At 61.8% G+C, this 23,643-nt stretch carries 26 protein-coding genes; 7 read left to right on the forward strand and 19 right to left on the reverse strand.

Annotation, left to right across the window (positions count from 1 at the left end; genetic code table 11):
- Positions 1-94 precede the first annotated feature (94 nt).
- Positions 95-1,033: a diacylglycerol kinase family protein gene (locus EJ075_RS18985; protein ID WP_126105296.1), complete on the forward strand. Its 939-nt coding sequence runs from the start codon at positions 95-97 to the stop codon at positions 1,031-1,033.
- Between the two features lie 149 nt (positions 1,034-1,182).
- Here EJ075_RS18985 and EJ075_RS18990 read toward each other — a convergent pair whose 3' ends face one another.
- The 4 genes from EJ075_RS18990 to EJ075_RS19005 all read right to left on the reverse strand — a co-directional run bounded on the left by EJ075_RS18990 (position 1,183) and on the right by EJ075_RS19005 (position 5,413).
- Positions 1,183-2,394, reverse strand: coding sequence for a mandelate racemase/muconate lactonizing enzyme family protein (locus tag EJ075_RS18990; RefSeq protein ID WP_126105297.1), 1,212 nt, complete (start codon positions 2,392-2,394; stop codon positions 1,183-1,185).
- Entirely contained in the window at positions 2,391-4,007 is a 1,617-nt protein-coding gene (locus tag EJ075_RS18995; protein ID WP_126105298.1) for a GMC family oxidoreductase N-terminal domain-containing protein, read from the reverse strand. Before EJ075_RS18995 ends, EJ075_RS18990 begins: the two co-directional genes overlap by 4 nt.
- A 177-nt stretch (positions 4,008-4,184) precedes the next feature.
- A complete protein-coding gene (locus tag EJ075_RS19000) occupies positions 4,185-4,745 on the reverse strand; it encodes a GNAT family N-acetyltransferase (protein WP_348627330.1) in 561 nt (186 codons plus the stop codon).
- 116 nt (positions 4,746-4,861) lie between these two features.
- Positions 4,862-5,413 carry a nuclear transport factor 2 family protein gene (locus EJ075_RS19005; protein ID WP_164547137.1) on the reverse strand — a complete coding sequence of 184 codons (552 nt, stop codon included), beginning with the start codon at positions 5,411-5,413 and terminating at the stop codon, positions 4,862-4,864.
- 208 nt (positions 5,414-5,621) lie between these two features.
- On the opposite strand from EJ075_RS19005, the gene EJ075_RS19010 reads away from it, so the two are divergent.
- Positions 5,622-6,017 (forward strand): acyl-CoA thioesterase, encoded by a 396-nt coding sequence (locus EJ075_RS19010; RefSeq protein ID WP_023761257.1) that lies wholly within the window; start codon positions 5,622-5,624, stop codon positions 6,015-6,017.
- 484 nt (positions 6,018-6,501) lie between these two features.
- Here EJ075_RS19010 and EJ075_RS19020 read toward each other — a convergent pair whose 3' ends face one another.
- Complete coding sequence (locus tag EJ075_RS19020; RefSeq protein WP_164547138.1) at positions 6,502-6,870, reverse strand: helix-turn-helix domain-containing protein; 369 nt, start codon at positions 6,868-6,870, stop codon at positions 6,502-6,504.
- Positions 6,871-6,962: 92 nt separating this feature from the next.
- Between EJ075_RS19020 and EJ075_RS19025 the strand changes: the two genes are divergently transcribed.
- Positions 6,963-7,568, forward strand: a complete 606-nt coding sequence (locus tag EJ075_RS19025; protein ID WP_126105302.1) for an NADPH-dependent FMN reductase — start codon at positions 6,963-6,965, stop codon at positions 7,566-7,568.
- A gap of 57 nt (positions 7,569-7,625) precedes the next feature.
- Here EJ075_RS19025 and EJ075_RS19030 read toward each other — a convergent pair whose 3' ends face one another.
- Complete coding sequence (locus EJ075_RS19030; protein WP_126105303.1) at positions 7,626-8,042, reverse strand: helix-turn-helix domain-containing protein; 417 nt, start codon at positions 8,040-8,042, stop codon at positions 7,626-7,628.
- A 97-nt stretch (positions 8,043-8,139) separates the two neighbouring features.
- Between EJ075_RS19030 and EJ075_RS19035 the strand changes: the two genes are divergently transcribed.
- Positions 8,140-9,120, forward strand: coding sequence for a zinc-binding dehydrogenase (locus EJ075_RS19035; protein WP_126105304.1), 981 nt, complete (start codon positions 8,140-8,142; stop codon positions 9,118-9,120).
- A 141-nt stretch (positions 9,121-9,261) separates the two neighbouring features.
- Here the strand turns inward: EJ075_RS19035 and EJ075_RS19040 are convergent, their stop codons facing one another.
- The 9 genes from EJ075_RS19040 to EJ075_RS19080 all read right to left on the reverse strand — a co-directional run bounded on the left by EJ075_RS19040 (position 9,262) and on the right by EJ075_RS19080 (position 17,304).
- Positions 9,262-9,903, reverse strand: a complete 642-nt coding sequence (locus EJ075_RS19040; RefSeq protein ID WP_126105305.1) for a hypothetical protein — start codon at positions 9,901-9,903, stop codon at positions 9,262-9,264.
- Between the two features lie 143 nt (positions 9,904-10,046).
- Positions 10,047-10,466, reverse strand: coding sequence for a tautomerase family protein (locus tag EJ075_RS19045; protein WP_095488880.1), 420 nt, complete (start codon positions 10,464-10,466; stop codon positions 10,047-10,049).
- A 58-nt stretch (positions 10,467-10,524) separates the two neighbouring features.
- The gene (locus tag EJ075_RS19050) at positions 10,525-11,127 is read right to left on the reverse strand and encodes a histidine phosphatase family protein (protein WP_095488881.1); all 603 of its coding nucleotides are present in this window, start codon (positions 11,125-11,127) and stop codon (positions 10,525-10,527) included.
- Between the two features lie 219 nt (positions 11,128-11,346).
- A complete protein-coding gene (locus tag EJ075_RS19055; RefSeq protein ID WP_095488882.1) occupies positions 11,347-12,003 on the reverse strand; it encodes a DUF1579 family protein in 657 nt (218 codons plus the stop codon).
- A 122-nt stretch (positions 12,004-12,125) separates the two neighbouring features.
- Positions 12,126-12,869: an SDR family oxidoreductase gene (locus EJ075_RS19060; RefSeq protein WP_126105306.1), complete on the reverse strand. Its 744-nt coding sequence runs from the start codon at positions 12,867-12,869 to the stop codon at positions 12,126-12,128.
- Positions 12,866-13,231, reverse strand: coding sequence for a putative quinol monooxygenase (locus EJ075_RS19065; protein ID WP_126105307.1), 366 nt, complete (start codon positions 13,229-13,231; stop codon positions 12,866-12,868). Before EJ075_RS19065 ends, EJ075_RS19060 begins: the two co-directional genes overlap by 4 nt.
- 282 nt (positions 13,232-13,513) lie before the next feature.
- A complete protein-coding gene (locus EJ075_RS19070; RefSeq protein ID WP_206437494.1) occupies positions 13,514-14,506 on the reverse strand; it encodes an AraC family transcriptional regulator in 993 nt (330 codons plus the stop codon).
- Between the two features lie 496 nt (positions 14,507-15,002).
- Positions 15,003-16,313, reverse strand: coding sequence for a hemolysin family protein (locus EJ075_RS19075; protein ID WP_126105308.1), 1,311 nt, complete (start codon positions 16,311-16,313; stop codon positions 15,003-15,005).
- Between the two features lie 76 nt (positions 16,314-16,389).
- Positions 16,390-17,304 (reverse strand): LysR family transcriptional regulator, encoded by a 915-nt coding sequence (locus tag EJ075_RS19080; protein ID WP_126105309.1) that lies wholly within the window; start codon positions 17,302-17,304, stop codon positions 16,390-16,392.
- A gap of 280 nt (positions 17,305-17,584) precedes the next feature.
- Between EJ075_RS19080 and EJ075_RS19085 the strand changes: the two genes are divergently transcribed.
- Positions 17,585-18,697, forward strand: a complete 1,113-nt coding sequence (locus tag EJ075_RS19085; RefSeq protein WP_095489219.1) for a Gfo/Idh/MocA family oxidoreductase — start codon at positions 17,585-17,587, stop codon at positions 18,695-18,697.
- A 31-nt stretch (positions 18,698-18,728) separates the two neighbouring features.
- Here the strand turns inward: EJ075_RS19085 and EJ075_RS19090 are convergent, their stop codons facing one another.
- From EJ075_RS19090 to EJ075_RS19105, 4 genes are all read right to left on the reverse strand, one after another.
- Positions 18,729-19,436: an LssY C-terminal domain-containing protein gene (locus EJ075_RS19090; RefSeq protein WP_095488887.1), complete on the reverse strand. Its 708-nt coding sequence runs from the start codon at positions 19,434-19,436 to the stop codon at positions 18,729-18,731.
- Positions 19,437-19,584: 148 nt separating this feature from the next.
- Positions 19,585-20,385 (reverse strand): extensin family protein, encoded by an 801-nt coding sequence (locus EJ075_RS19095; protein WP_126105310.1) that lies wholly within the window; start codon positions 20,383-20,385, stop codon positions 19,585-19,587.
- A 203-nt stretch (positions 20,386-20,588) separates the two neighbouring features.
- Positions 20,589-21,545 carry an extensin family protein gene (locus tag EJ075_RS19100; protein WP_126105311.1) on the reverse strand — a complete coding sequence of 319 codons (957 nt, stop codon included), beginning with the start codon at positions 21,543-21,545 and terminating at the stop codon, positions 20,589-20,591.
- A gap of 75 nt (positions 21,546-21,620) precedes the next feature.
- Positions 21,621-22,046: a DUF3775 domain-containing protein gene (locus EJ075_RS19105; RefSeq protein ID WP_126105312.1), complete on the reverse strand. Its 426-nt coding sequence runs from the start codon at positions 22,044-22,046 to the stop codon at positions 21,621-21,623.
- Between the two features lie 207 nt (positions 22,047-22,253).
- Between EJ075_RS19105 and EJ075_RS19110 the strand changes: the two genes are divergently transcribed.
- A complete protein-coding gene (locus tag EJ075_RS19110) occupies positions 22,254-22,790 on the forward strand; it encodes a tetratricopeptide repeat protein (RefSeq protein ID WP_126105313.1) in 537 nt (178 codons plus the stop codon).
- Between the two features lie 284 nt (positions 22,791-23,074).
- Positions 23,075-23,548, forward strand: a complete 474-nt coding sequence (gene greA / locus EJ075_RS19115) for a transcription elongation factor GreA (protein WP_065012064.1) — start codon at positions 23,075-23,077, stop codon at positions 23,546-23,548.
- Positions 23,549-23,643 lie beyond the last annotated feature (95 nt).

The raw sequence follows: 23,643 nt of genomic DNA on the forward strand, positions 1-23,643 counted from the left end.
TTCGGCCCTTGCTCCACAGAGCGGCGCGGGCTTCAATGCCGGCAAAGGGCTTTTAGGACAGCAGTGTCGTTGCTGGCCTTTGGGGAGGACGTTCTTGAAGGTCGGGGTGATTCTCAATCCGATTGCCGGCGGCGGCCGGCTCAAACGGCATTGGCCCGAGGTCAATGCTTCGCTCAAGAGACATTTCGGCGATTTCGAGCTGCGCGAAACACAGGCGACCGGCGACGCTGAACGGCTGGCGCTCGTCCTTGCCGCCAGCGGCTTCGACCTGGTGATCGCGGCGGGCGGCGACGGCACCGCCAGCGAAGTGGCCGACGGGCTGTTGCAGGCGTTCGCAGAAAGCGGCCGGACGGCCGAGCTCGGCCTGCTGCCTTGCGGCGCCGGCATCGATTTCGCCCGCGGGCTCGGCCTGCCTGCTGAGGTCGACCTGACGCTGAAGCGTATCGCCCAGGCCAAAGCTCGCAAGGTCGATGCCGGCCGCATCTCCTATGTCGACGATCATGGCGCGCTGGCCAGCCGCCATTTCATCAACATCGCCAGCCTCGGGCTTTCGGGCGCCACCGACCGCGCGGTCAACGCCGACAAGCGCAAGGGCAGGGTGTCGGCCAAGGCGCTGTTCTACTGGCGCACCGTGTGGGAATTCATGCGCTACCGGTTTCAGGACGTTGTGATCACCGTCGACGACGGCGTCCCGGTCGAGGCGCGGGTGGCGCTGGTGGCGGTGGCCAACGGAAGATTCTTCGGCGGCGGCATGATGATCGCGCCGGATGCCGAAATGGACGATGGACTATTCGACATCGTCATCCTGCGCGCGGCGGGCAAGCTGAAACTGATCTGGGACATCCGGCTGCTCTATGGCGGGCGGCATCGCGACCATCCGGCAATCACCATTTTGCGCGGCAAGAAAGTGGTTGTCGAACCGCTCGGCGATGTGCAAAAGAACGCCGCGCTCGTCGACATAGACGGTGAATCGCCGGGGCGCATACCAGCGACCTTCGAGATCCTGCCCGGCGCGCTGACGCTCAGATATTGAATCAACGTGTTGAGAGACTGATTCAAGTCCTTTCGGGCGTGATTCCGGCGATCCGGCCAACATGCTGGAATTGCGTGGCAATTACCTGATGGCAGAACTCGATCTTAGCCGGAAACCCGGCGTGCGATGAAGGCATAGCTCTCGCGCGATCACGGCATCAACGGCGTCTGCATCATCTGCAAATGCAGGTCCGTGCCGGTCCAGGGATGCGCCTCGCAGACGGCCTCGTCGAGCTCGACGCCAAGGCCTGGCTCCTTCGACGGAATGACGTTGCCGTCCTGCCACTCGATCTTCTTCTTCAGCAGCTTTTCGTGAAAACCGTCCCACTGCTTCAGCGATTCCAGGATGAGGAAGTTGGGCAAGGTCACCGCAAGCTGGATGTTGGCTGCACCGACGATCGGCCCGCAATAGCAGTGCGGCGCGATTTGGATGTGATAGGCCTCGGCCATGGCGGCGATCTTTTTGGTTTCGAGAATGCCGCCGGATCGGCCGAGATCGGGCTGCAGGATGGTGGCGGCACGGTTCTCGATGACGCGGGCGAATTCGAACTTGGTCGTCAGCCGCTCGCCGGTGGCGATCGGGATCGACGTGCCGCGCGCCACCTGCGCCATCACTTCTGGCATATCGGGCGGCACCGGCTCCTCGAACCACAGGGGGTCGTAGGGTTCGATGGCGCGGGCCATGCGCAGCGCGCCCGATGCGGTGAACTGGCCGTGCGTGCCAAACAGGATGTCGGCCCTTGTGCCGACCGCCTTACGGATCGCTTTGACCATGCGGACGGAGAGATCGATGTCGACGAGGCGCGGCTGATGACCGTCAAAGGCGGTGTAGGGGCCAGCCGGGTCGAGCTTGACGGCATTGAAGCCCTGCTCGACATATTCGAGCGCGCATTCGGCCGCCAGGTCGGGATCGTTGTAGACGTTCTTGCCGCGCGCATCCTCCGAATGGACGCTGCCGGTGTGCGGGTAGAGATAGGTGTAGGAACGCAGCGTCTCGTGCACCTGCCCGCCGAGCAGCTTGTAGACCGGCTTGCCGGCTTCCTTGCCGATAATGTCCCAGCAGGCCATTTCGAGCGCCGAGAAACAGCCCATCGCGGAAACGTCCGGACGCTGGGTGAAGCCGGAGGAATAGGCACGGCGGAAAAAGTTCTCGATGTCGTGCGGATCGCGGCCGACGAGATAGCGCTCGGCCATATCCTCGACCATCCTGGCGGTGACATGCGCGGAGAAAGTGGCGTTATAGGCCTCGCCATAGCCAACGACGCCGCCGTCGGTGGTGAGCTTGACGAAGATGAAATACTTGCCGCCGATGCCGGGCGGCGGATTGCCGACGACCCAGGTTTTGACGTCGGTGATTTTCATTTTTGATCCTCCAGAACCAATTCGGCGCCCTTCCATCCGGTCATGATCGAGGCGGCGTTGGTGTTGCCGGTGATGTTATCGGGAAAGATCGAGGCGTCGACGACGCGCAAGCCAGCGAGGCCGTGAACCCGCAGGCGCGGGTCGACGACGGCTTGGGCAGCGTCCGGCCCCATGCGGCAGGTCGAGACCGGGTGGTAGACGGTGCCGGAGCGCTTCCTGAAATCCTGAATGAGATCGGCGTCTGAGGTGATTGACGGACCTGGCAACACCTCTTCCTCGATGATGTCGGCCATCGCCGGCATAGAGGCGATCTTCCTCACGAACTTCACTGCCGCCAGCATTTCGGCCACGTCCGCCTCGGTCGAATAGGCGTTGGCGAAGATCTTCGGATAGTCAAGCGGATTGCTGGAGCGGATCATGATCTCGCCACGGCTCGACGGTCGGCAGTTGGACAGGCCGATGGAAAAGCCCGGCCACGGGTCGGGCGTCAGGATAGGGCGCTCACCGCTCTTCGGGATGACGGTCGAGAACGCCTGGAAGTAGAGCTGCATGTTGGGCCGTGCCGCCGCCGGGTCGGTGCGGAAGAAGCCGCCGGCATTGTTCATCGACAGCGACAGCGGGCCGGAGCGCATGAGGATGTATTGCATGCCGACCATGAGCTTGCCCCACCAAGGGCGCAGGATCTGGTTGAGCGTCGGCAGCCTGCCCTTGAAGGTGTAGTTGATGCCGACATGGTCCTGCAGGTTCGCCCCGACATTCTCATTGGCATGGACGACGGGAATGCCGACAGCGCCGAGCAGGGCCGACGGGCCGACCCCGGAAAGCTGCAGCAATTGAGGCGAGTTGATCGAGCCACCCGACAGGATGACCTCGCGGCCGGCGCGCGCGGTCTTCGTTTCGCCGTTCTGGAGATATTCGATACCAACGGCGCGCTTGCCCTCGAACAGGATCCTGGTCGCTAGCGCGTTGATCTCGACGCGGACATTTTTGCGCTTCATGGCGGGGCGCAGGAAGGCGCGGGCGGCCGACATTCGGCGGCCATTCCTGGTGGTGATCTGATAGATGCCGACGCCTTCCTGTGACGCGCCGTTGAAATCCGGGTTGAACGGCAGGCCGGCCTGGCTGGCAGCCGCGAGGTAGCGCTTGGTCAGCGGGTGGACAGCCTTAGAGCAATCGGTGATGTGCAACGGACCGCCGCCACCGCGCCATTGATCGGCGCCGGCCTGATTGTCCTCGAGCGCCTTGAAGGCAGGCAGCAGGTCGTCGAAGCCCCAGCCGGGATTGCCGGCCGCTGCCCAAGCGTCGAAATCCTCGCGCGCGCCCCGGATCCAGACCATGGCGTTGATCGAGCTCGAGCCGCCGAGCAGCCTGCCGCGCGGCCAGTGATCGACGTTGCCGGCGAGGCCGGGGTCCGGCTCGGCCTTGTAGTTCCAGTTGACGGCCGGGTCGAAGAAGGTCTTGCCGTAGCCAAGCGGCATCTGGACGTAGAAGCGCCGGTCGGTGCCGCCGGCCTCGAGCACCAACACCGAGAAGCGGCCCGAGGCCGATAGTCTTTCGGCCAGAACCGAGCCGGCCGAGCCGGAGCCGACGACGATGAAATCATAGGTCTGCATGATGGATGCGCGACGGCTCCGGATTTTTGCTCAACCTAGACGCCGCAAGCCGCCGCGATCACCGGAGCTTCCGGCATCGCTTGTGAAAAAAGCGACCGGCACATCGTTTGCCTTCGGGGTCCTGGCCGAAGCGGCCTTTGCCTCGTGGGCAAGCGGTCCAAGCATCGCACGCCATCATCAAGCATTTAACTTGAAATCATAACGCATGATCGGGCGGGCTGGCACCCTGCGGGCGACGACCCTGAACCCGGCGCGAGCGAAGGTGGAGGCGTATCCGCAGCCGGAAGCGCTCGGCGACACATCGGCATCAAAAGGATAGGCTTCGAGCGCAGGGGCATTTGTGCGCCTTACAACTTCCAGCGCCGCTGCGATCAGGTGGGACGTGACGCCCTGCCGGCGGTATCTTTTTCGCACGTAGAGGCAGGACAAGGACCAGACCGGCGCATCATCCACCCGCCTGAGCTGCCACAGCCGATCGAGCCAAGGCACGGCATCTCGCGGTGTCACCTGGCACCAGCCGACAGCAGTCTCGCCGTCGAAAGCAAGCATGCCTGGGGAGGGACTATTCTCGACGGCTTGCCGGAACGCGGCCTTGTTTTCCTCACCTGGTCGCTTTCGATAAGAACTGCCGATACGCCCATACATACACCAACAGCGACTGCAGACGGCGCTCTCACCGAACAGGTCCCCGAGCGCGGGCCATAGATCAGGCGTCAGAGGCTGAAAAGTAAGCTTCATGTCAGGTGCTTCACGATGAAACCACAGGTTTGCATGATAGACGCGGGCGGGCTTCGGAACTCAGGCTCTATCCTAGACGGCGCATTCGTCCGGCGTCACTGAGCTTCCCAGCGATACTATGGGGTCAAGTCCAAGACTGCTGTCCTGCTCCGCATGTCGACGGGGAGGGAAACGTGCTCGTGCGTGATCGTCCATCTGTCTCCAGATCGACGAAATGCATTGCTCACGCGCACCCAGTAGTCGACTTTCGCGCCTGTTTTCAGGGCGCCATGCGCTCGGATAAGCATCCATGCGGCGGCAACCGCGTCGCCGGCCGCGACATCCAGTTGGCCAAGCTCCTGGCCAATCGGACCAGACCAGCGGGGAAACCAATCTAAGAACCGCTCGCGAAGGGCGTTGGATCCCACATATCGAAGCGGCGGTACGAGGTCGAAATAGACTATGTCGTTGGAGTACAGGGACATAAGCCACTCGATGTCTTTGGCGCCCATGGCGGCCGATCGACGCTCCAGCAGTTCCCTAATCGCGGTTTCAACGCCTGGCATCGTCTCCTCCAATCTCATCGTTTCGCCCGCTTGCCGGGCATGAGGCTGTCCTCCCAAATTGCCATCAAGGTAACCACCGATGGTGCTCCCCGACAACCGGCGTTCACCACTTGAAACAATCACGGAAATCATCCTGGCGGGCGACGCGCGAATCCGGTGGCACAAGCGCCGAGACCTCCCGCGGTCGGCTCCATCCGCTACGCGCTCATTGGCAACGGACGCCAATAGCCGAGCTTCAAACTGCGACATTGCCGGCTGGCGGCGCGTTGACGCACCGTTGCCATCCCGATACGGGATCGGGAGAAGATCGATATCGAGGGAAATTTGGCGCATGGTGCATTATGCGGATGGACGGCCGATCGGCGATCTGACGCTCAGGACGTTGGCCATGCCTTCGGACGCCAATGCGGCGGGCGATATCTTCGGCGGCTGGGTGATGGCGCAGATGGACCTTGCCTGCGGCATCCGCGCCGCCGAGCGCGCCAAGGGCCGCGTGGTGACGGCAGCGGTGAAGGAAATGTCGTTCGCCAAAGCGATGAAGATCGGCGACACGCTGTGCATCTATACGCATGTCGAGCGCGTCGGCCGTACCTCGATGACGCTCAAGGTCGAGGCATGGGCGCAACGCTACCTCTCCGACCTGATGGAGAAGGTCACCCATGCCGATTTCGTCATGGTGGCGCTGGACGGCGAAGGCAAGCCGAAGGCGGTTCCGGCGGAAGGCTGACCGGCTGGATGTAGTCAGCTGGAAGTCAACGGCACCGCCGCTGCCAGCCTCCCGCAAAGAGATGCGAATAGCGATGCTGTGTGATGCTTCGCGTTCGCACGTTTCCGTGACCATGTCCGGCAGGGCATGAGGGAAAAGACAATGCGTCAACGATTGCTGAACGGCGCATTGGGAGGCGCTTGCAGCCTTGTTCGACCTGTTCGCCGCAACCGCCTAAACCGAGATCAAACGAGACGAGGCCGAAGCCAGTGGCGCCTCCGAAAACCACACTCTCAAGCGGCAAGTGATCAGGAGCGGAATCCGCGTTGCAACGACGTTGGACACCGGCGCGGTGACGGCAAAGAGGCGGCCTGCGCCATGCAGGGTGGTCAATCGGGCCCGAAGTCGAAACGCACCGAAAGCCGTCTGCGGGCCGGAATGCAGATGCAGCCGAAGAATTCGTCTGCGCTACGCGCCGCGCGCAAACCCTTGCAGCGCAAGAGTTTCAGGCATGAATCCCATCAAACCTCGCCCGCGCGGCCTTGACGCGATCGGTGTTCTTGCGCGCCCATTCGCCGAGCGCACCGACCGGCACAAGAAGCTCGTAGCCAAGATCGGTCAGCTCATAATCGACGCGCGGCGGAATGGTCGGAAACACGGTCCGGGTGACGAAGCCGTCGCGCTCCAGCCCGCGCAAGGTGGTGGTCAGCATCTTCTGCGAAATACCGCCAACGGCGCTGCGCAGCTCGTTGAAGCGCAGCGGCCCGTCACCGAGCTTGCCGACGACCAGCACGGTCCATTTGTCGCCTACGCGCTGCAGGATTTCCGAGATGGCGCGGCAGTCCTCGGTGCGGTGCGGGTGCCTTGGTAACAAAAAGGTGCCTCCTTGCGCGTCGTGAGCTCGGTCACTCATATAGCTCAGGTATCTAAACGATACCAGAAATTTGCCTAAAGGAGAGCCCCTCTATGTCCAAGCCCAAAATCGCCATTGTCGTCGGTTCGACCCGCGCCGCACGATTTGCCGACGTTCCGACCCAGTGGATCGCCAAGATCGCCAAGTCGCATGCCGACATCGATGTGGAAGTGGTCGACCTGCGCGACTTTCCGCTGCCGTTCTTCGACGAGGTCGCATCGTCCGCCTGGGCGCCGTCGCAGAATGAAGTGGCGTTGCGCTGGCAGAAGAAGGTTGCGGAATTCGACGGTTTCATCTTCACCGCCGCCGAATACAATCATGGCCCGACTGCCGTGCTGAAGAACGCCATCGACTACGCTGCCAATGAATGGAACAAGAAGCCTGCCGGTTTCGTCGGTTATGGCAGCGTCGGTGGCTCGCGCGCAGTCGAGCAGCTTAGATTGTATGCCGTGGAATTGCAGATGGCGCCGGTCAAGTCCGCCGTCCACATTGCGTGGGGCGATTTCCTTGCTGTCCGGCAAGGTGACAAGAAGCTCGAGGAACTAGAGCACCTGAATCAGGCGGCCACCGCGCTCGTCAACGACGTTGCCTGGTGGGCCAAGGTCCTGAAGGCAGCCCGCCGGGCCGATGCCGTGGCCGACGAAGTCAAGGCGGCGTGAGCCGCTGATTCGAGATTATCCTCCCAAGGATATGGGGCGGCGCTTGCGCCGCCCTTTTCAGTTCCTGGAACCGAGATGTACCTGCTGTGCCTGCCGTGGCCTGATGATGCAGTCGGCAAGGCGGTCCACCTCATTTAGCTCATCTGCGTGGTGCTGGCCCCACTCACAGAGCGCCAGAAGGATAGGCTCGAGGCTGAGGCCGAGGCGCGTCGCCGAATATTCGACGCGTGAGGGAACCTCGGCAAAGATCTCGCGTCTGATAAGGCCGTGTTCTTCCATTTCGCGAAGCTGCTGGATCAGCACTTTCTGCGTGATGTTGGGCACCAGCGTCTTCAGCACCGACAGCCGCCGGGGGCCGTCGAAGAGATGGTAGAGAATGACAGCCTTCCATCGGCCCGAGATCACTTTCAAAGCGCGTTCCGCCGGCAGCATCGGCAGTCTTTTGGTTGGCAGCTTCTTGGTCAGCTTGGCCATGGTCACCTTCTGGTCAGCAGCGGACAAATGAGTGTGTAGTCGCGATCAGGCAGATAGTGGCAAACAGCAGCCGATGCCATAGCGATGGGTGCATGCCATGAGAGCCATTCAACTGAATCGTTTCGGCGCTCCCGACGTCCTCGACGTCGTCGAAATGCCGAAGCCTGAGCCGCAACCAGGCGAGGTGCTGATCCGCGTTCATGCAGCCGGCGTGAATTTCTTCGAAGTGCTGATGCGCGCGGATCGCTACGCGGTGACACCGGACTTGCCGATGGTCCTCGGCGTCGAGGCTGCCGGGATCGTGGAGGCGGTCGGGCAAGGAGTGGACACGTCGCTGACCGGGAGACGCGTCGCGGCGCCGCTGTTCGCTTCAACGCGTCCCTTTGGCGGCTATGCCGACTATGTGACGATCGACGCAAAGCTGGCCGTGCCTCTGCCGGACACGCTCTCATTCGAAGCCGCGACGGCCTTGATGGTGCAGGGACTGACGGCCTTCCATCTGCTGCGGCAAAGCCCGCCAAAGGGCAAGTCGGTGCTGGTCCTTGCCGCCGCCGGCGGTGTTGGCTCGTTGCTGGTCCAACTGGCCAAGCGCCAAGGCGCCGGCGCAGTGATCGCTGCCGCCGGCAGCCGGGCCAAGCTCGATCTTGCCCTGTCGCTTGGAGCCGATGCGGGCATCGACTATTCCAGTGTGGATTGGGTAGCGCGGGTCCGGGAAGCAACAGGCGGCGCTGGCGTCGATATCGTCTACGATACTGTCGGCGGCTCGATGACGGCGGCAACGCTCGCCGCGCTTGCGCCTTGCGGCGAACTGGTGTTTGCCGCCCTGGGCAGATACGCGCTCGGCGCCTCCGATCTGGAGGCGATGATCAATCGAAACCAATCGCTGAGAGGGTTTGCCCTGCTGCCGCTGCTTTCTCCAGACGTGCTCCGCGGTAGCCTGTCAGAGCTTTTCCATCTAGCCGCCAGCGGAGAGCTTTTGGTGACGACAGGCAGCCGCTTCGCGCTCGACCAGGCCAGCGAAGCACACCGGGTTCTGGACAAGCGCCGCTCGACCGGCAAGGTCGTGTTGATACCTTAGTATCGTAGTCAATTAAATTGCCACACGTTGGAATTTGTCTATGTCGGCCGTAAAGATCAGCTTTGCTGATTCCTGGAAGCAGACAGCGCCGGTCACCGCGCTGGAAGTCGTGGTTGCGCCAATACTGCATTGACCTCCCGCTCAAAGAACGCTCTTTGCAGGGCCATAAGCTTTGGCGAGACGGACCATGCCTTTCGTTCGAAGGCGTTGGTACCAATAGAAAAGTATCATCAAGCCGGTTGTTGTGCCGGCACCAAGGCACAGTGCAGGCGCCAACGCTGATCCGATATATAGTGCTAGAAGGGTCACGCCCGCCGCCGCGACAATGCCATTTACGAAAGCGATCATCGTCGCGGCTGTGGTGAGATGCGCCAGGAGCGGCCCGGAACGCAGCGACGGTTCGGCGTCGTTTTCTGGCCAGCGGCCGAACTCTTTGGAAAACTGAAAAGCAGCATCGTCCCCCAGCGTTCGATAGTAGGCTCTGATCCGGGCGATGCCGATATGGGCCTGCATGTTCTCGGCGGCTATATCGATCAACCTTAGGACGGTGAAGCTACCCAGCAAAAAGAGCGATGGCAGCACGGCTAGGAGAAACGGCTGAAGGAATTCAGGCGACTGCGCGACAAAGCCCGTCGCCACTAGAGCGCTCGATAGAGACATGATGTAGATGGTCGTTCGCGACGCCATTTCGCTGATGGTTGCGCTGATCGCCGATTGCTGCACGAAATGCTCTGTCGCGAGGGCCGTGAGAAGCGCGGTATGGGGTGTTGTCGTGTCGGCCATTGCATATATCTCCTGCGGTGAGCATGCCGCCGCTGGCGCATCCTGAGCGACAGAGCCGTCGACACAGGCCTACGCGATTGTGCAGATGTTCAAAGAGTGTGCATCAACTTGGCAATTCCGTTTAAATGGCGCCGGAGACACCATCAGTCCGCCCCAGGGACTGCAGGGAGCGGTCGCGCCTCGATGAAGCGCCGCTCCTGCGTGCGGCCGCCGAAACCATAGGCATCGGCCCTGACCTCATGGACATGCACGTAACTTTCGTGATGGAGGGGTCCCAGCAGTTGGCCCATCGCCTCGAAAATGCCGGTTATGAAGCGCTCCCGCTCTTCTTTGGTGCTGGTGCCTTCAACGATCCGGATCTCTAGCCAGAAGCTCGCCAGCGCGTGCTCTGCAAGGCTTTTGCCAGCAATGAACCACCGAGATTGATCTACGGGCTCGGCGATGACGGCTGTCAGGTCAGCGCGCTTGCGCAAAAAGCTGGTGGATGCTGCCGACGCCGCACTGGCCACGTCCTCGGGTCTCACCTCGTGGCTTGTTGCGTATCGGACGGTGATGATTGGCATTGGTCTGGTCTCCTCGATGGCGGCATATCTGGGCGGAAGTCAGCCACTGGACGCGATATCAGGGGCTAGGAATCCTCGACAGTACCTCCATTGGCTGCCAGCCGCCCAACGGTTTGCGCTTCTCAATTTCAAACTCAAACCAGCACCCGCCACCGCCCGGTCCCTGGTCGAACCGGCGATCAATGGCAAAGCCCGATAAGGCACAAAACAAGAGCGTGCCGATGCCGCCATGCCCGACGAACAGCACATCGCCTACCCCCGGGCTGGAGAGGCAGGTCTCGACCTCTTCCACAATCCTGCGCTGCGCATCCTGAGCCGTCTCCCAGCCGCGAACGCTTTGCGACGGGTTGGCAAAGAAGGCATCTGCGGTGTTCTCGAATTCTTCTGGAGGGAGGAAGCCGGTCGCGCTGCGGTCATTCTCGTGCATGCGAGGGCGCATTTCCAGATCAACGCCGAGAGCATTTGCAATCGGTTGCGCGGTCTCGATCGCCTTGGTTTCGTTGCTACAAACTACCCGCCGTGTCAGGGCGAGCAATCCAGGACGCGATGCCAAGGCGACGACCCGCCCCGCGCCGATCTCGTTCAGCGACCAGTTTGGCACGGTCTTCTCGGGCTCGATCCGAACCTGCGGATGGGTCAAATAGCGAACAGTCCTAGGCATGATGCATCCTGAGTTTAGATGTTGGTGAACCCCCCGCTCACACATTCTAAATCAGGGGTTCAGGACGTGAACCTGGACATTGCTGCCGGTTCGACAATTATTGGCCTTGCGGGTATTTTGCCGCTATCTGCATACAAACTCTCGGCTCCATGGTTCAGACCCGGCGCCGTCAAGCACCGAGCGAGCTAATGAGACGCCGGGCCGCCCTCGAGCGGACGCTCACTCTTTCAGCCGTGTATAGACGCCGCGCGTGGCCAAGGCCTCTTGCTGTCCGGGACGTGTGAAATAGAGCTCAAAGACATGGCGATCGTTGTTCTCGATTTTGATTACTGTGCGCATGCCGACCGACTTGCCGACCGTGTCTTCGCCCGCGACGCCTTGGTCGGTGAAGGCCCCCGACATGCTGATCGGCCTTTGATTTCCCGATCCGGCGGCGCCTTTGTAGTACATCATGGTTGTATTGACAGGATCGATCGTGATCCACTCGTATCGGTCGTCCATGATGCTGTAGCCGAGCCAGCCTTTGCGCCAGATTGGCGCTCCGTCCAGCGTCCCCTCCATCGTATCTTCGATATAACGCTCGCCTGCCAACCACTGCCGACGGCTCATGAGATCGTCCGTCACGAGCGGCGGCTGATCGGGGCTGCGGCCGAGCGTGCCGTAGAAGCTCAACTGGACCCGCCAGGTGCCAACTAGTGGCGCCAAAACCTCATGCGCCTGACCCGGCAATCCGCGACTAAGCCATTTCGGCAACTCGGACTGCGTCGGGGGCGCGGCCGCGGCCGAGCCATCTTGAGCCAATGCGCCGAAAGGAACGGGCAGGGCGAACGCAACGACAAATAGGGCAACGTGTAGTGTCTCAATGATTCTTTTCATCTGCGGTCCATTTGTTTATTTGAAATGTCAGTAACGCGCTTGATTGATGGTCACCGTTGTGAACTTGCCGCATGAATCCGATGGATACTGATCTCTTAACCCCTGAGACTTAATCTGTTAGATCATTCGATGCTGACCAGTGTTTCGCCTCCTGACACTTCTAGAATAGCGCCGGTCACGAAATCATTAGTCATCAGGAAAAGTGCGGCCTTGCCGATATCGTCGACCTTTCCAACCCGACCCGCTGGGAAGCGCTCGCGTACCAACGCGAAAAACGCCTCGCGCTTGGTTTGCGGCATGCCGGCCCACATCTCACTGTCTATGACGCCTGGACGGATTGTGTTGACGCGGATCGGACCGAGTTCGAGCGCAAGGGCTCGTGTCAGCGCCTCCAGAGCAGCGAACGCGACCATCATCATCGAAGCGCCTATGCGAGGCCTGGTCACCAAGCCACCAGTAGTGAATGTGATCGAACCGCCTTTCCGCATCTTGGGCGCCGCGTGCCGCGCGCAAGACCAACTGCCCAGGAACTTGCCAGACAGAACGGCCTGCGCGTCGGCCATCGTTTGGAAGAGGAAGGTTCCTCCAGGACTCGGTGGAGTTGCGGTGATGAGAAGGTGGTCGAGCGCTCCCAGTGTTTCGAACGCTTGCTCGACCGCCGCATCATCGGTCATGTCCAGCGACTGGAACGTGATCGAACCGTGGGCGCTTTGCTCTGCAGACAATTTCGCCGACGGGCGCCGCCCGAGCGCAATGACCTCGGCGCCTGCTTGAGAGGCTGCCCGGGCCGCCCCCATACCCATGCCACTTGTGCCGCCAACGATCACGACGCGCTGATTCAGAAGAGGCTGCGCGTCACCGATCATCGCGGATCTCTGCCGCTGGCATATGGGCTCAGCATCTCGAGCCACTGCGTCTCCATGTCGCCAGGCTCATATTCGCCGGCATCGGCGACGAACCTCTGGACATAGGCCTCGCCGAAGTGACTTTTGAGTGCAGCGATACTGCGCCAGACTTCGTAGATGACGATGAGATCAGGGTCAGATCGATCACGATGGATGTGGAACTGTAGACAGCCCGTTTCTGATCTCGTCGCTTCGAGATCCTCAAGCATCCGGGTAACGAGCGCTTCGCCTTGACCAGGAGCGGCGCGATGCTTGGCGATAATGCAATAGGGCGTGTGTTCGCCAGTGGCTGGTGGGGGAAGATCAGGCAACACCAACGCCATATGAGTCTCCTTCTGGTAGCGGCCTAGGAGGTATTCTGCATTCACGCGTCATGCGTTCATGGCGCATGCGAGTGCCGGCTATTGCTCCTTCGATAATCCACCGCGACGGTCGTTGCTGGCTCGCGAATCGGTCGAAGTGGTTACGGCATTTGGGAATTTGCAGATCCTGGTGCGGCGCCGCTATGGCAGAAACGCTTGAATGTCTGGCCGTTTGTCGCGCCGATTACATCGGCTGTGGGTCGGATCAGGCGATATGCAGGACCGATGTCGTCTCTGTTATGCTCACCCGCGGCCGGAATCTCGGACCGCACCTGGCGAGACGCCTATGAAGCGTTTGAATGCCCTGCTGAAGGATGCATCGGACTCATATCCCAACTCCGACGCGACCTGTGACAGCGACATATATCCGTTCCGCAACCGGGATTCCGCCAGCCTAAGCCTCCATTGCAGGAGATAGCGGGCGGGGGATACGGATAATAGACTCTTGAATCGCTGCGAAAACCTTGATCGCGACAGCCCAGACAATGCCGCCAGGCGATCGACTGGCCAGTCTTCCCCGGGGGAGCGATGGATTCTTGCAAGCGCCGCCCCGATTTGTGGATCCTGCACGGCCGCCAGCCAACCGGTCAGATCGTTCGAACACGTCTCGACCCAGGTTCTGATTACCTGCGTCATGACAATATCGGCGAGGCGCGCCATTACCGTTGCCGAGCCGATTCTTTGCCCTTCAGCCTCGCGCGCCATCATCGCAACGAGGATTGGTAGGTCGGTATCGCCGTGCTCGGCATGACGGATATGCATCACCGGAGGCAGCAGTTCCAGCAGCGGATTTGCCGTCGGCCCCTCAAAGCCGATCGTGCAGCATGCGATCAACGATCGCGCACCGCTGCCGCCAGACTTCAACTCGTAAGTTCCGTTCCCAATCAACGCCGGTTTGACATCCGCAAGCGGCAAGGCTCGCCGTTTGGGCAGGTCGGACATGGTGTGCTCTGTTCCATGGGGCAGAAGAAGCACATCGCCCTTTTCGAGCAGCAGCGGCGGCAAGCTCTTGGCTTGTATCCAGCAATGACCTTCCAGCATCGCATGAAAACGTACACCCTCCCTGAACGGCACGGCGATGCCCCAGGGCGCCGTCAATTCGCTGCGGCCATATCGAGCATGGGCAAGACGCAAGTCGCGCAGAACTTCGCTCAGCAAGTCACTCTCGGCCGGCTGGTAGCCCATCGTTGCACGTCCAAGACCGGGCCGATTCATGGATCTAAGCGGATCGTCCATATGCATTCCTTTGCCTCGAACCTTTGCATACTCTTTATGCATTCCGTTAACTCTCGGTCGGCAAGCAGAAACTGCTGCGAATCGATCCTCTAGGGTCCTAAATCCAATAGGTCTGCATGATGCGGCTGCGCGACCACCGAATTTTCTCCGGCTCGCGCGTTCCCATGCCGAAGCGACGGCGCAATGTCTGGTATTTGGCAGGCTAGGTCGTGTGGCTGATCTGCTCGAACGGTAGAGTTTCAATCAAGTCCAGCTCTTTCGTGCGAGATATGGGAAGTCCGCAATGGAAAGTCCGCAACGGGACATCAGCGCTGGTTGCCGCGAATGTCGGTTATCCGATAGCAAAATGTGTTGATGAAGGTCGACTCGAGTCAAGATTAGGCCCGAGCCTGCGCCGAGCTGAATGTCTGCTCACTTACATCTCACACTAGAAGCTGCCTGTCCGCTATGCGGCCACAGAGCTGACACTCGAACAGGCCTACAATCGTGTTGATTGTTACCGCACGATTTCGCGATGGCCGCCGGGCAGGCGCGTGGCGATGAGCTTGTCGATACGGCGGCCGTCGAGGTCGACGACCTCGAAGCGCCAGCCCTGCGCATCGACGCATTCGCCGGTCGCCGGCAGATGGTGCATGTGCGACAACACGTAACCGGCGACGGTCTCGTAGTCGCGGTTCTCGGGCAGGTCGATGCCGAGAACGTCTGCCATCTCGTCGGCCTGCATGTATCCGGCGAGCAGCCATGAGCCGTCCTCGCGCTTGACGGCGTTCTCCTCGTCGCCGGCGTCGAGATCCGCCCGGAAGACGCCGGTGATGGCCTCCAGTATATCCGCCGGGGTGACGATGCCTTCGAAATGGCCGTATTCGTCATGGACCAGCGCCATCGGCACGTTGGATTCCTTGAGTGTCGAAAGGACATCCAGCGCGTCGGCCTGGTCATGGACGATGGGAGCGGCGCGCACGTGCTGGCGCGGGTCGAGCGCGCGACCGCCAAGCATCGCGGCCAGCACGTCGCGGGTCTGGACGACGCCGATCATGGCGTCGACGCTGCCATCGCCGGCTGGGAGGCGCGAATGCTGCGTCTCCATCAGGAGCTTGCGGGTCGCCGCGTCGTCGGACTGCAGGTTGATCCAGTCGACCTCGGTGCGCGGCGTCATCACCGCGCGGACGGCTCGATCGCCGAGCCGCATGACGCCGGCGATCATGCGCCGCTCGTCCGATTCGATGGTGCCGTGATGTTCGGCCTCGGCGACCAGCATCTTGATCTCCTCGTCGGTGACCTTCTCCTCGCTTTCACCGCGCTGGCCGAGCAGCCACAGCATGGCGCGGCCGGAGATGTCGAGCAGGAACACCAGCGGTGCCGAGACGGTGGCAAGGATGGTCATCGCCGGAGCAACTTTGGCGGCGACGCGCTCGGGATCGCGCAGCGCGATCTGCTTGGGCACCAGTTCGCCGATGATCAGCGAGAAGTAGGTGATGAGGGCGACGACGATGCCGACGCCGATCGGGTCGGCAAGGCTTTCGCGCACACCCGTCGATTCCAGGAACACAGACAGCCGCTCGCCCAGCGTGGCGCCGGAAAACGCGCCTGATAAAACACCGACCAGGGTGATGCCGATCTGCACCGACGACAGGAATTTGCCGGGATTGGAGCCGAGCGCCAAGGCACGGCCGGCACCCGTGACGTTGCGGTCGATCATTGCCTTGAGACGGGCAGGCCGCGACGAGACAATGGCAAGCTCGGACATTGCCAGAAGGCCGTTCACGCAGATGAGGACGACCACGATAGCGATTTCAACGTAAAGCATGAGGGGTCAATAGCATTGCGGCGAGGTCTTCGAAAATAGATGGACGTCATTTTTCATGGCGGCGGGGGCAACCATCTCATGCGGCGTCCCATGTCGGCGACGAAAAATGCTCGATCAGGGCGTCGACGACGACACGGACCTTTGGCGTCAGGCTGCGTGTCACCGGCCAGACGGCATGCACCACGATGTCTTCGACGAGACAGTCCGACAGGACCGTCTCGAGTTCGCCGCTCTTGAGGCTGTCGGCCGCCAGCCAGGTCGGCAGAAAGACGATGCCGCACCCGGCAAGGGCTGCATCCAGCATCGGTTCGCCGTGACCGAGGACAAGCCGCGCCCTTGGCACGAATTTTCCAACATGGCCGTCGGCATGCTTTACGGTCCAGGGCCGGACAACGCCGTCGCGGCCGTAGCCGATGACGCCGTGGTTTGCGAGATCATCAACCGATCGCGGCCTGCCGTATTTTTCGAGATAGGAGGGCGCCGCGCAGATGGCCGAGCGCTGGGCGTAGATGCGGCGCGCGGCGAGCGACAGGCTGTCATCCAGGTCGCCCATGCGGACCGCCAGATCGATGCCTTCCTCGATCAGGTCGACGCGCCGGTCGTTGAACGAGATTTCGATCGTCAGATCCGAAAACCGCTTGGATATCTCGAAGAGCACGGGTGCCACGCATCTGCGGCCGAAGGCCAGGGGCACGTCGACGCGAAGCCGGCCGGAAGGCACCAGCCGGCGTGCGGCAAGCAATGACTGGGCGGCTTCGATTTCGGACAGTGCCCTGACGCAGGCTTCATAATAGCCCAAGCCTTCACTGGTCGGGCTCAGGCTGCGGGTCGTGCGGTTGAGCAGGCGAACGCCCAGTCGCTGTTCCAATTGCGCGATCGATTTTCCGACCGCCGATTTCGTCACATGCAGCCGTCTGCCGGCATCGGTGAAGCTGCCGGCCTCGACCACCTGAACGAATGCGAGAATGCCTTGCAGGCCGGCTGGTTCCAACGCCGCTCTCCGTTTGTATATTTTTTCTCGTCAATCTGTTTCCAAATATGCACTACCGGAGAGTTTTATTCCATAGCGAAACCGCATAGATGTCCGGCGTAGTCACCAAACGCGGAGCACGGAACGAGATGAGCCTCGATATCAGCAGGTCCGGCATCAACAGATCCTGGCAGACGGGCGAATTCGGACTGTCCAGGTCGAAGCCTGTCCGGGCAGGATTCCGGAACGGCCGGTCTCGCGATCCTAACGGCAAAGCCAAAGCTGCGTGAAGGAGAACACCATGCCAGGACAACGCTTCAGGGTCGGTATTGTCGGATTGCAACCGGGCAGGAGTTGGGCGGCACGGGCCCATATTCCTGCGCTCAATGCACTATCGGAGAGCTTCGAGATCGTCGGCGTCGCCAACACCAACTTGGCCAGCGCCGAGAAGGCGGCCGGCGCGACCGGACTGCCGCGGGCCTTCGCCAGCGTTGCCGAGTTGATCGCGGCGCCGGAGATCGACATCGTCACTGTTACGGTGAAGGTGCCTCCTCACCTGGAGATCGTGAAAGCGGCGATCGGCGCGGGCAAACACGTCTACTGCGAATGGCCGCTTGGCAACGGGTTGGCCGAGGCTGAGGAACTCGCCGCGCTTGCCCGGGCCAAGGGCGTCCTGGGCGTGGTCGGAACCCAAGCGCGCGTTGCTCCCGAAATTGAGTATCTGCGACATCTGATCGCCGACGGGTTCGTCGGCGAGGTGCTGTCGACCACCCTGGTAGCGCGGGGCGGCGGCTGGGGAGGCTCCATCTCCGAAAAGAAGATCTACGCCTATCTGCTGGATCGCGCCAACGGCGCCACCATGCTGACGATCCCGGTGGGGCACACGCTGGCGGCGCTCAGGGATGTGCTCGGCGAAGTCGCGGAGGTATCCGCGGTGCTGGCCACGCGGCGGCCCACGGCGCTCGCCGTCGATACCGGGGAAACGCTGCCCGTGTCCGCCCCTGACCAGGTGCTGGTCAGCGGGGTCCTCGCCAGTGGCGCGCCCCTGTCCATCCATTATCGAGGCGGGGCAGCTCGATATGACGACGGCCTGGTCTGGGAGATCAACGGCACGGAAGGCGATATCCTGATATCGGGTCCTTCCGGCCACACGCAGATGGTGCAGCTTTCCCTCAAAGGCGCGCGGAACGGGGAGAAGGTGTTCCGGCCGCTGGAGGTCCCCGCCTCATACCGTTCCGGCTGGCCGGAGGATGTGGAGCCGGGGAACGTCGCCCGCGTTTATGCCAGGATGGCCCAGGATCTGCGCGAGGGTACCCGCTCGGCGCCGAGCTTCGAGGATGCGGTCGCAGTGCATCGCATCATCGCCGCGATCGAGAGAGCAGCCGAAAGCGGAAGCCGCACCGCGCTGACGTGATCGGGCCGGCCAAGGATCGCCAGCGACGCGCCTACGGCAGCTGCCTGAGCACGCCCACCACCGCCTTGCCGTCGGTGAAGTAAGGGTCGCCACCGCCATTGCGCCCAGCCTTTGTCGCACCGATGCCTGGTATCTCGCTGGTCGAGATCAGCATGCCTGCGGCAGACAGGTCGCGGATCAGGAAATCGCGCTCGGCGTCGATGTCGGGACCGATATGGTGAGTGATCGCGCCGGTGTCGTGGCTGAGCCCAACGCCGCGATCGAAGCTTGCCGAACCCAGCCAGAGCGGCCGGCCATCGTCTCCGGTCGCGTCGGTCTGCCAGAAGCGGACGTGATGACGGCGGTCGGCACTGTCGCCGACCGGCTTCTCGAAGGCCAGATCCTGTGCACGGCCTTCGAATAACAACCGGCTGACCGGCGCGTCGGGATAGGGCCGATCGAACAGCACGCTTTCGCCGATCTCGATCGCGGTCTTCAGCGTGATGGCGTCGGCCGTGTCCCATCCGGCGACCGCGAAGGCATGGACCAGCTCTTTTTTGGTACCGACGAGGCCGACATTGATCGGATCGCCCGCAATGCCTTGCGGCGTGTGCGTCACCATCTCGAAGCGCTGTGTGCGGAAGTTGCGGTCCCGCAGGGTCCAGAATTCCGGCGCGGCGAAATAGGCGAGCACGAGATAGCCGGCACAGAATGCTACCAGCCAGGTCGTTGCGCGTCGTCGAAGACTTCGTCGGCTCACGAGGTACCACCCCGGTGATATGGCATCACTTTATGTGGCATCATTCTACGCGGCGGGGCAGACCTTGGGCAGTGGGCATGCGCTCGGTGTCATGTTGTTTGGATCATCGGGTTATCCCAAACCGGTATCCACTTTTGGGTCCGATGCTCTAGCGGCAGGCGCGGTAGCCGTTCTTGCGGTTTTTGATGTCGAAATGAAAATGGTTGCGGTGGTCGTAATTGTAGCCGGGACCAAGCACCGTGGTGAAATACTGACAGCCGTCGGCGCGCACAGTGTTGAGGAAGCCGCGCGTGCGGAAGGCGAACAGCCCGGGCTTGCGCACGTCGATGTCGTTGCCATTGCTGAGCTCGATGCTCATGATGTCGAGGGCGTTGCCCTTGCCGTGCTCCGACAGCACGCCTTCGCCGGCGATCCTGCGGCAGGAATAGCTCGAGCCCTGGCGAATGGTCTTGACGCCGGAGAAATAACGCCAGCGGGCGGACGGAACCAGTTCATTCCTGGTCCAGCCGGCGAAGGTGGCGGCCATGTCGCAGGTCAGCGTCGCGGCAGGCTTCATCCCGATGCTGCCGATGGCCGAGACTTTGACCGGATAGTCGATGCCGCACTGGCCTTCATGGATCGGCGCAAGGTCGGTGTAGACGACGCCCAGGCGTTTCAACTCCTTGCGGCAGTCGATCTCGCTGGCCGGCATCTGTTCGGTCGGCGCCATCGGCTCGTCCATGCGTGGGTAGGCGGCGGTCATGTACGGGTTGGACGGGACGAGGCTCTGCATGCCGGCATATTTCGGGACAGCTGATGTCTGGCTGCCGACATCGACGGCCGGTTCCAGCGAAAGCACGCTGCCTGTGGTGCAGGCTGAGATCGCCGCGATCGCAAGCGCGCCAGCAATCATGCGCGCGCGTCTGGTTTGCCGCACGGCGACAAACGCGGCGCGAAATATCCCGGCCATCGACAAGATCCCTGTCCCAGAGCCTGATCCCGATCAGGCTCTGCCTAATTGTTTGATCCTGATCTTTCTCCGAAAACCGGATCCCACTTTTCGGGATCATGATCAGATGAGACAGAGCTTAACCGCCAAGAGTAAAGGAAAAATCAGCGGCCGCGTTTACGGCTGCGGCCAAATTGCGGCGCGCATGCCGGTCCGGGATCATGTCACTGGCAGAAGGTGCCGCCGTTGCGACGCGGGGCGAGATCGAGATGGAGATGCAGCGAATGATCCGCATCGCTGCCCGGGCCAAGCACGGTCTTGAACGGTCCGCAAGCTGCCTTGCGCACCGCGTTCAGGAATTTCGCGTCCTTTTCCGGCGGCACCGGGCCGACGTCGATCTTTCTGCCGTTCGAAAGCGTGAAGCTGGCGATGTCGAGCGCGTTGCCGAAAGCATGCTCAGACAGTTTCCCTCCGCCGTGGCGCGGCCGGCAGACAAAGGCGGACGCCTGGCTAACCGACTTGAGATTGGCGCCGAGCTCGGCTTTGGCCGCCGGCTGGATGATATCGGTGGCGAAGCGCGCGGCGGCCTCGGCCATCTGGCAGTTCAGCTCGGTTTCGGGGCTGATATCCAATGACTTGCCCAGCGTCTTCAGCGCGATCGGATAGGGGATCGAGCAGCCGACCGCCGCATCGTGCTCGGCCTTGCGTTCCTCGAAGTCGACGCCCATCGACTTCAGCCGCCTGCGGCAGGCAAGTTCCTCCTCCGGCATTTTCTCCTGCGGCACAGAGGCCGAGCGCGGGTCGGGAGGGATTTCTTTCTCCTGCGCTTGCGCCGGCTTCTCCGGCGGTTTCGGGGCGGTGGCCGGCGGTTCCGCCTCGTCCGGCTTTTGGCGCGGCGTTGGAGCGATTGCCGGCGGCTCCGGCCGGGCTTCCTTAGGCTGGTCCGACTTCTGCTGGTTCAGCGTGTCGGTCGCAGGAGGCTTTGGCACATCAGGGCGCGGCTCGGGAACCGGCACGTCGGCAGGTGCGGCTTCTTGCGCCGATTGCGATCGATTGAGCTCCGGGACGGGCACGGTTTCAGGCAATTCCGGAGCTTGGGCCAGCGCCGCTCCTGCGAACAGTATCGCCGCCGCCAAAGGCAGCGCCAATCTGAGTAATCCGGGAAGGGTGAGCGCCGCCATTCGATCTTAACGGCGGGCGAATGCGGAAGTTGCCCTGAATGAGGGTTTGGCCGATCACGAACGGTAACCGCGGCGTTACGCACCGATCGCTTCCAGCCCTTCCTCCAGCCAGTCGGCCAGCAGCGGCATGCCGAGCAGATATTTCGCCGTGCGCTTATTGGCGCGCTCGCGTGCGGCCGTCAACGCGTCCGTCCATTCCGAGGCGTCGTAGTCGCCGCGGCCAACCCAGGCGAGTGCTACGAGTTCGGCCGCCTCATCGACGTTGAGGTCGTTGATCAGCTCGCGCAGTTCTTCTTCGGTGAGGTTTTCGGAGCTTTCCTCGACGAGACCGTCATGGTGGTGGTTGTCGTGCGCCTGGCCGTCGAGCTCTACCTCGTGCTCGGCGCCATCGGCATAGTCTTCGTTGATGGCGGCGCTCAGCGCCTTCGCCTTGAGGATGAACAGGCGCACCGTGTCGGGACCGATCGAAAGCTCCCATTCCTTTTCAAGAGGCCGCCGCACTGGCATTCTCCGTATACTCCGTTTGCCGTTTGCCGTATGTTGGATGATAGCGAATTTGCAGCGCTCGTCACGTCATGTTCGGCTCTTCAATTTTTGCGGCCGGCACGGACCGTTTCCAAAACGTTTCAGCAGGCCACGAGTTTTTCCGGGATGAAACGGCTTTTGCCCGGCGTTAGTCCTGCATTGTCATGCTTCAAGGAGGCTTCGATGCGCAGACGATTGCTGATTCAGGTTCTGGCGGTTGCCGCCTTGCCGCTGTTTGCTGTTCCGGTGTTTTCGGCCGGTGAAGGTGGGGGCGGGAGCGACCAGACCACCACCCAGTGCAAGAAAGGCACGGTCTGGGACAAGAAGCTGAAGAAGTGCGTTGCACCCAAGCAGGGCATGCTGGACGACGACAACATCTATGAAGCCGGCCACGCGCTGGCGATGGCCGGACGTTATGATGAGGCTATCGCCGTGCTCAGCCTGGCCGCCAACAAGCAGGACCCACGCATCCTCAACTATCTCGGCTACTCGCATCGCCATTCCGGGCGCGTCACCGTCGGCCTCGGCTACTACGAGGAAGCGCTGCGCATCGATCCTGATTACACGCTGGTGCGTGAATATCTCGGCGAGGCGCATCTGCAGATCGGCGATCTCGCCGGCGCCCAGAAACAGCTCCGAGAGATCGAAAAGCGCACCGGCAAGGGATCTCGTGAATACGGCATGCTGTCTGAGCAGATAGACCGTTTCATGAAGAGCTGATTCGACCCTCCAACGCTCCTCAAACCGGCTGCGAGCAATCGCAGCCGGTTTTTTGTTACGCCTGCCCTGCGAACCGTGCTGCCGTGACGGCATTTCCACAGATGGCGGGTGAATTTTTCAAAACCGATTTTTTTGGCGTGAAAAACCCGCGAAGATTGCTATATTGGGGGAAATTGCGGTGAGACGGTTCCGTTGGCCCGAGGCTGCCGGACCGTTTTCTTTTTGTACCCATCGACAAGGTCGTTCCCGGAATGCGGGGGCGGCGGCAGGAAAGGTCAGGCATTATGAACAAGGTCCCGATGACAGGCGAGGGGTTCGCGTCATTGAAGGAAGAACTGCGCTGGCGCCAGCAGGAAGAGCGGCCGCGCATCATCGAAGCAATCTCAGAAGCGCGCTCGCATGGCGATCTTTCGGAAAATGCCGAATACCACGCGGCGAAAGAGGCGCAGAGCCTCAACGAAGGCCGCGTCAACGAGCTTGAGGACTTCATCGCGCGAGCCGAGGTGATCGACGTCACCAAGCTCAGCGGCGAAAAGGTCAAGTTCGGCGCCACCGTGGTGCTGGTCGACGAGGACACGGAAGAGAAGAAGACCTACCAGATCGTCGGCGACCAGGAAGCGGACGTGAAGTCCGGCCGCATCTCGATCTCCTCGCCGATCGCGCGGGCGCTGATCGGCAAGGAAGTCGGCGATGCGATCGAGGTCAATGCGCCGGGCGGTGCGCGGGGCTATGAGATCGTCCAGGTGCAGTTCATCTAGGGCCTTTTGATAATTCTACTCCGGCGGCCGGCTAACGCGGCTTTCTGCGCTTCCGGTGCTCACGTACCCAAATGTACGCTCCGCTCCGGTTCTCG

It is taken from the genome of Mesorhizobium sp. M6A.T.Cr.TU.016.01.1.1, assembly GCF_003952585.1.
Lineage (GTDB): Bacteria > Pseudomonadota > Alphaproteobacteria > Rhizobiales > Rhizobiaceae > Mesorhizobium > Mesorhizobium mediterraneum.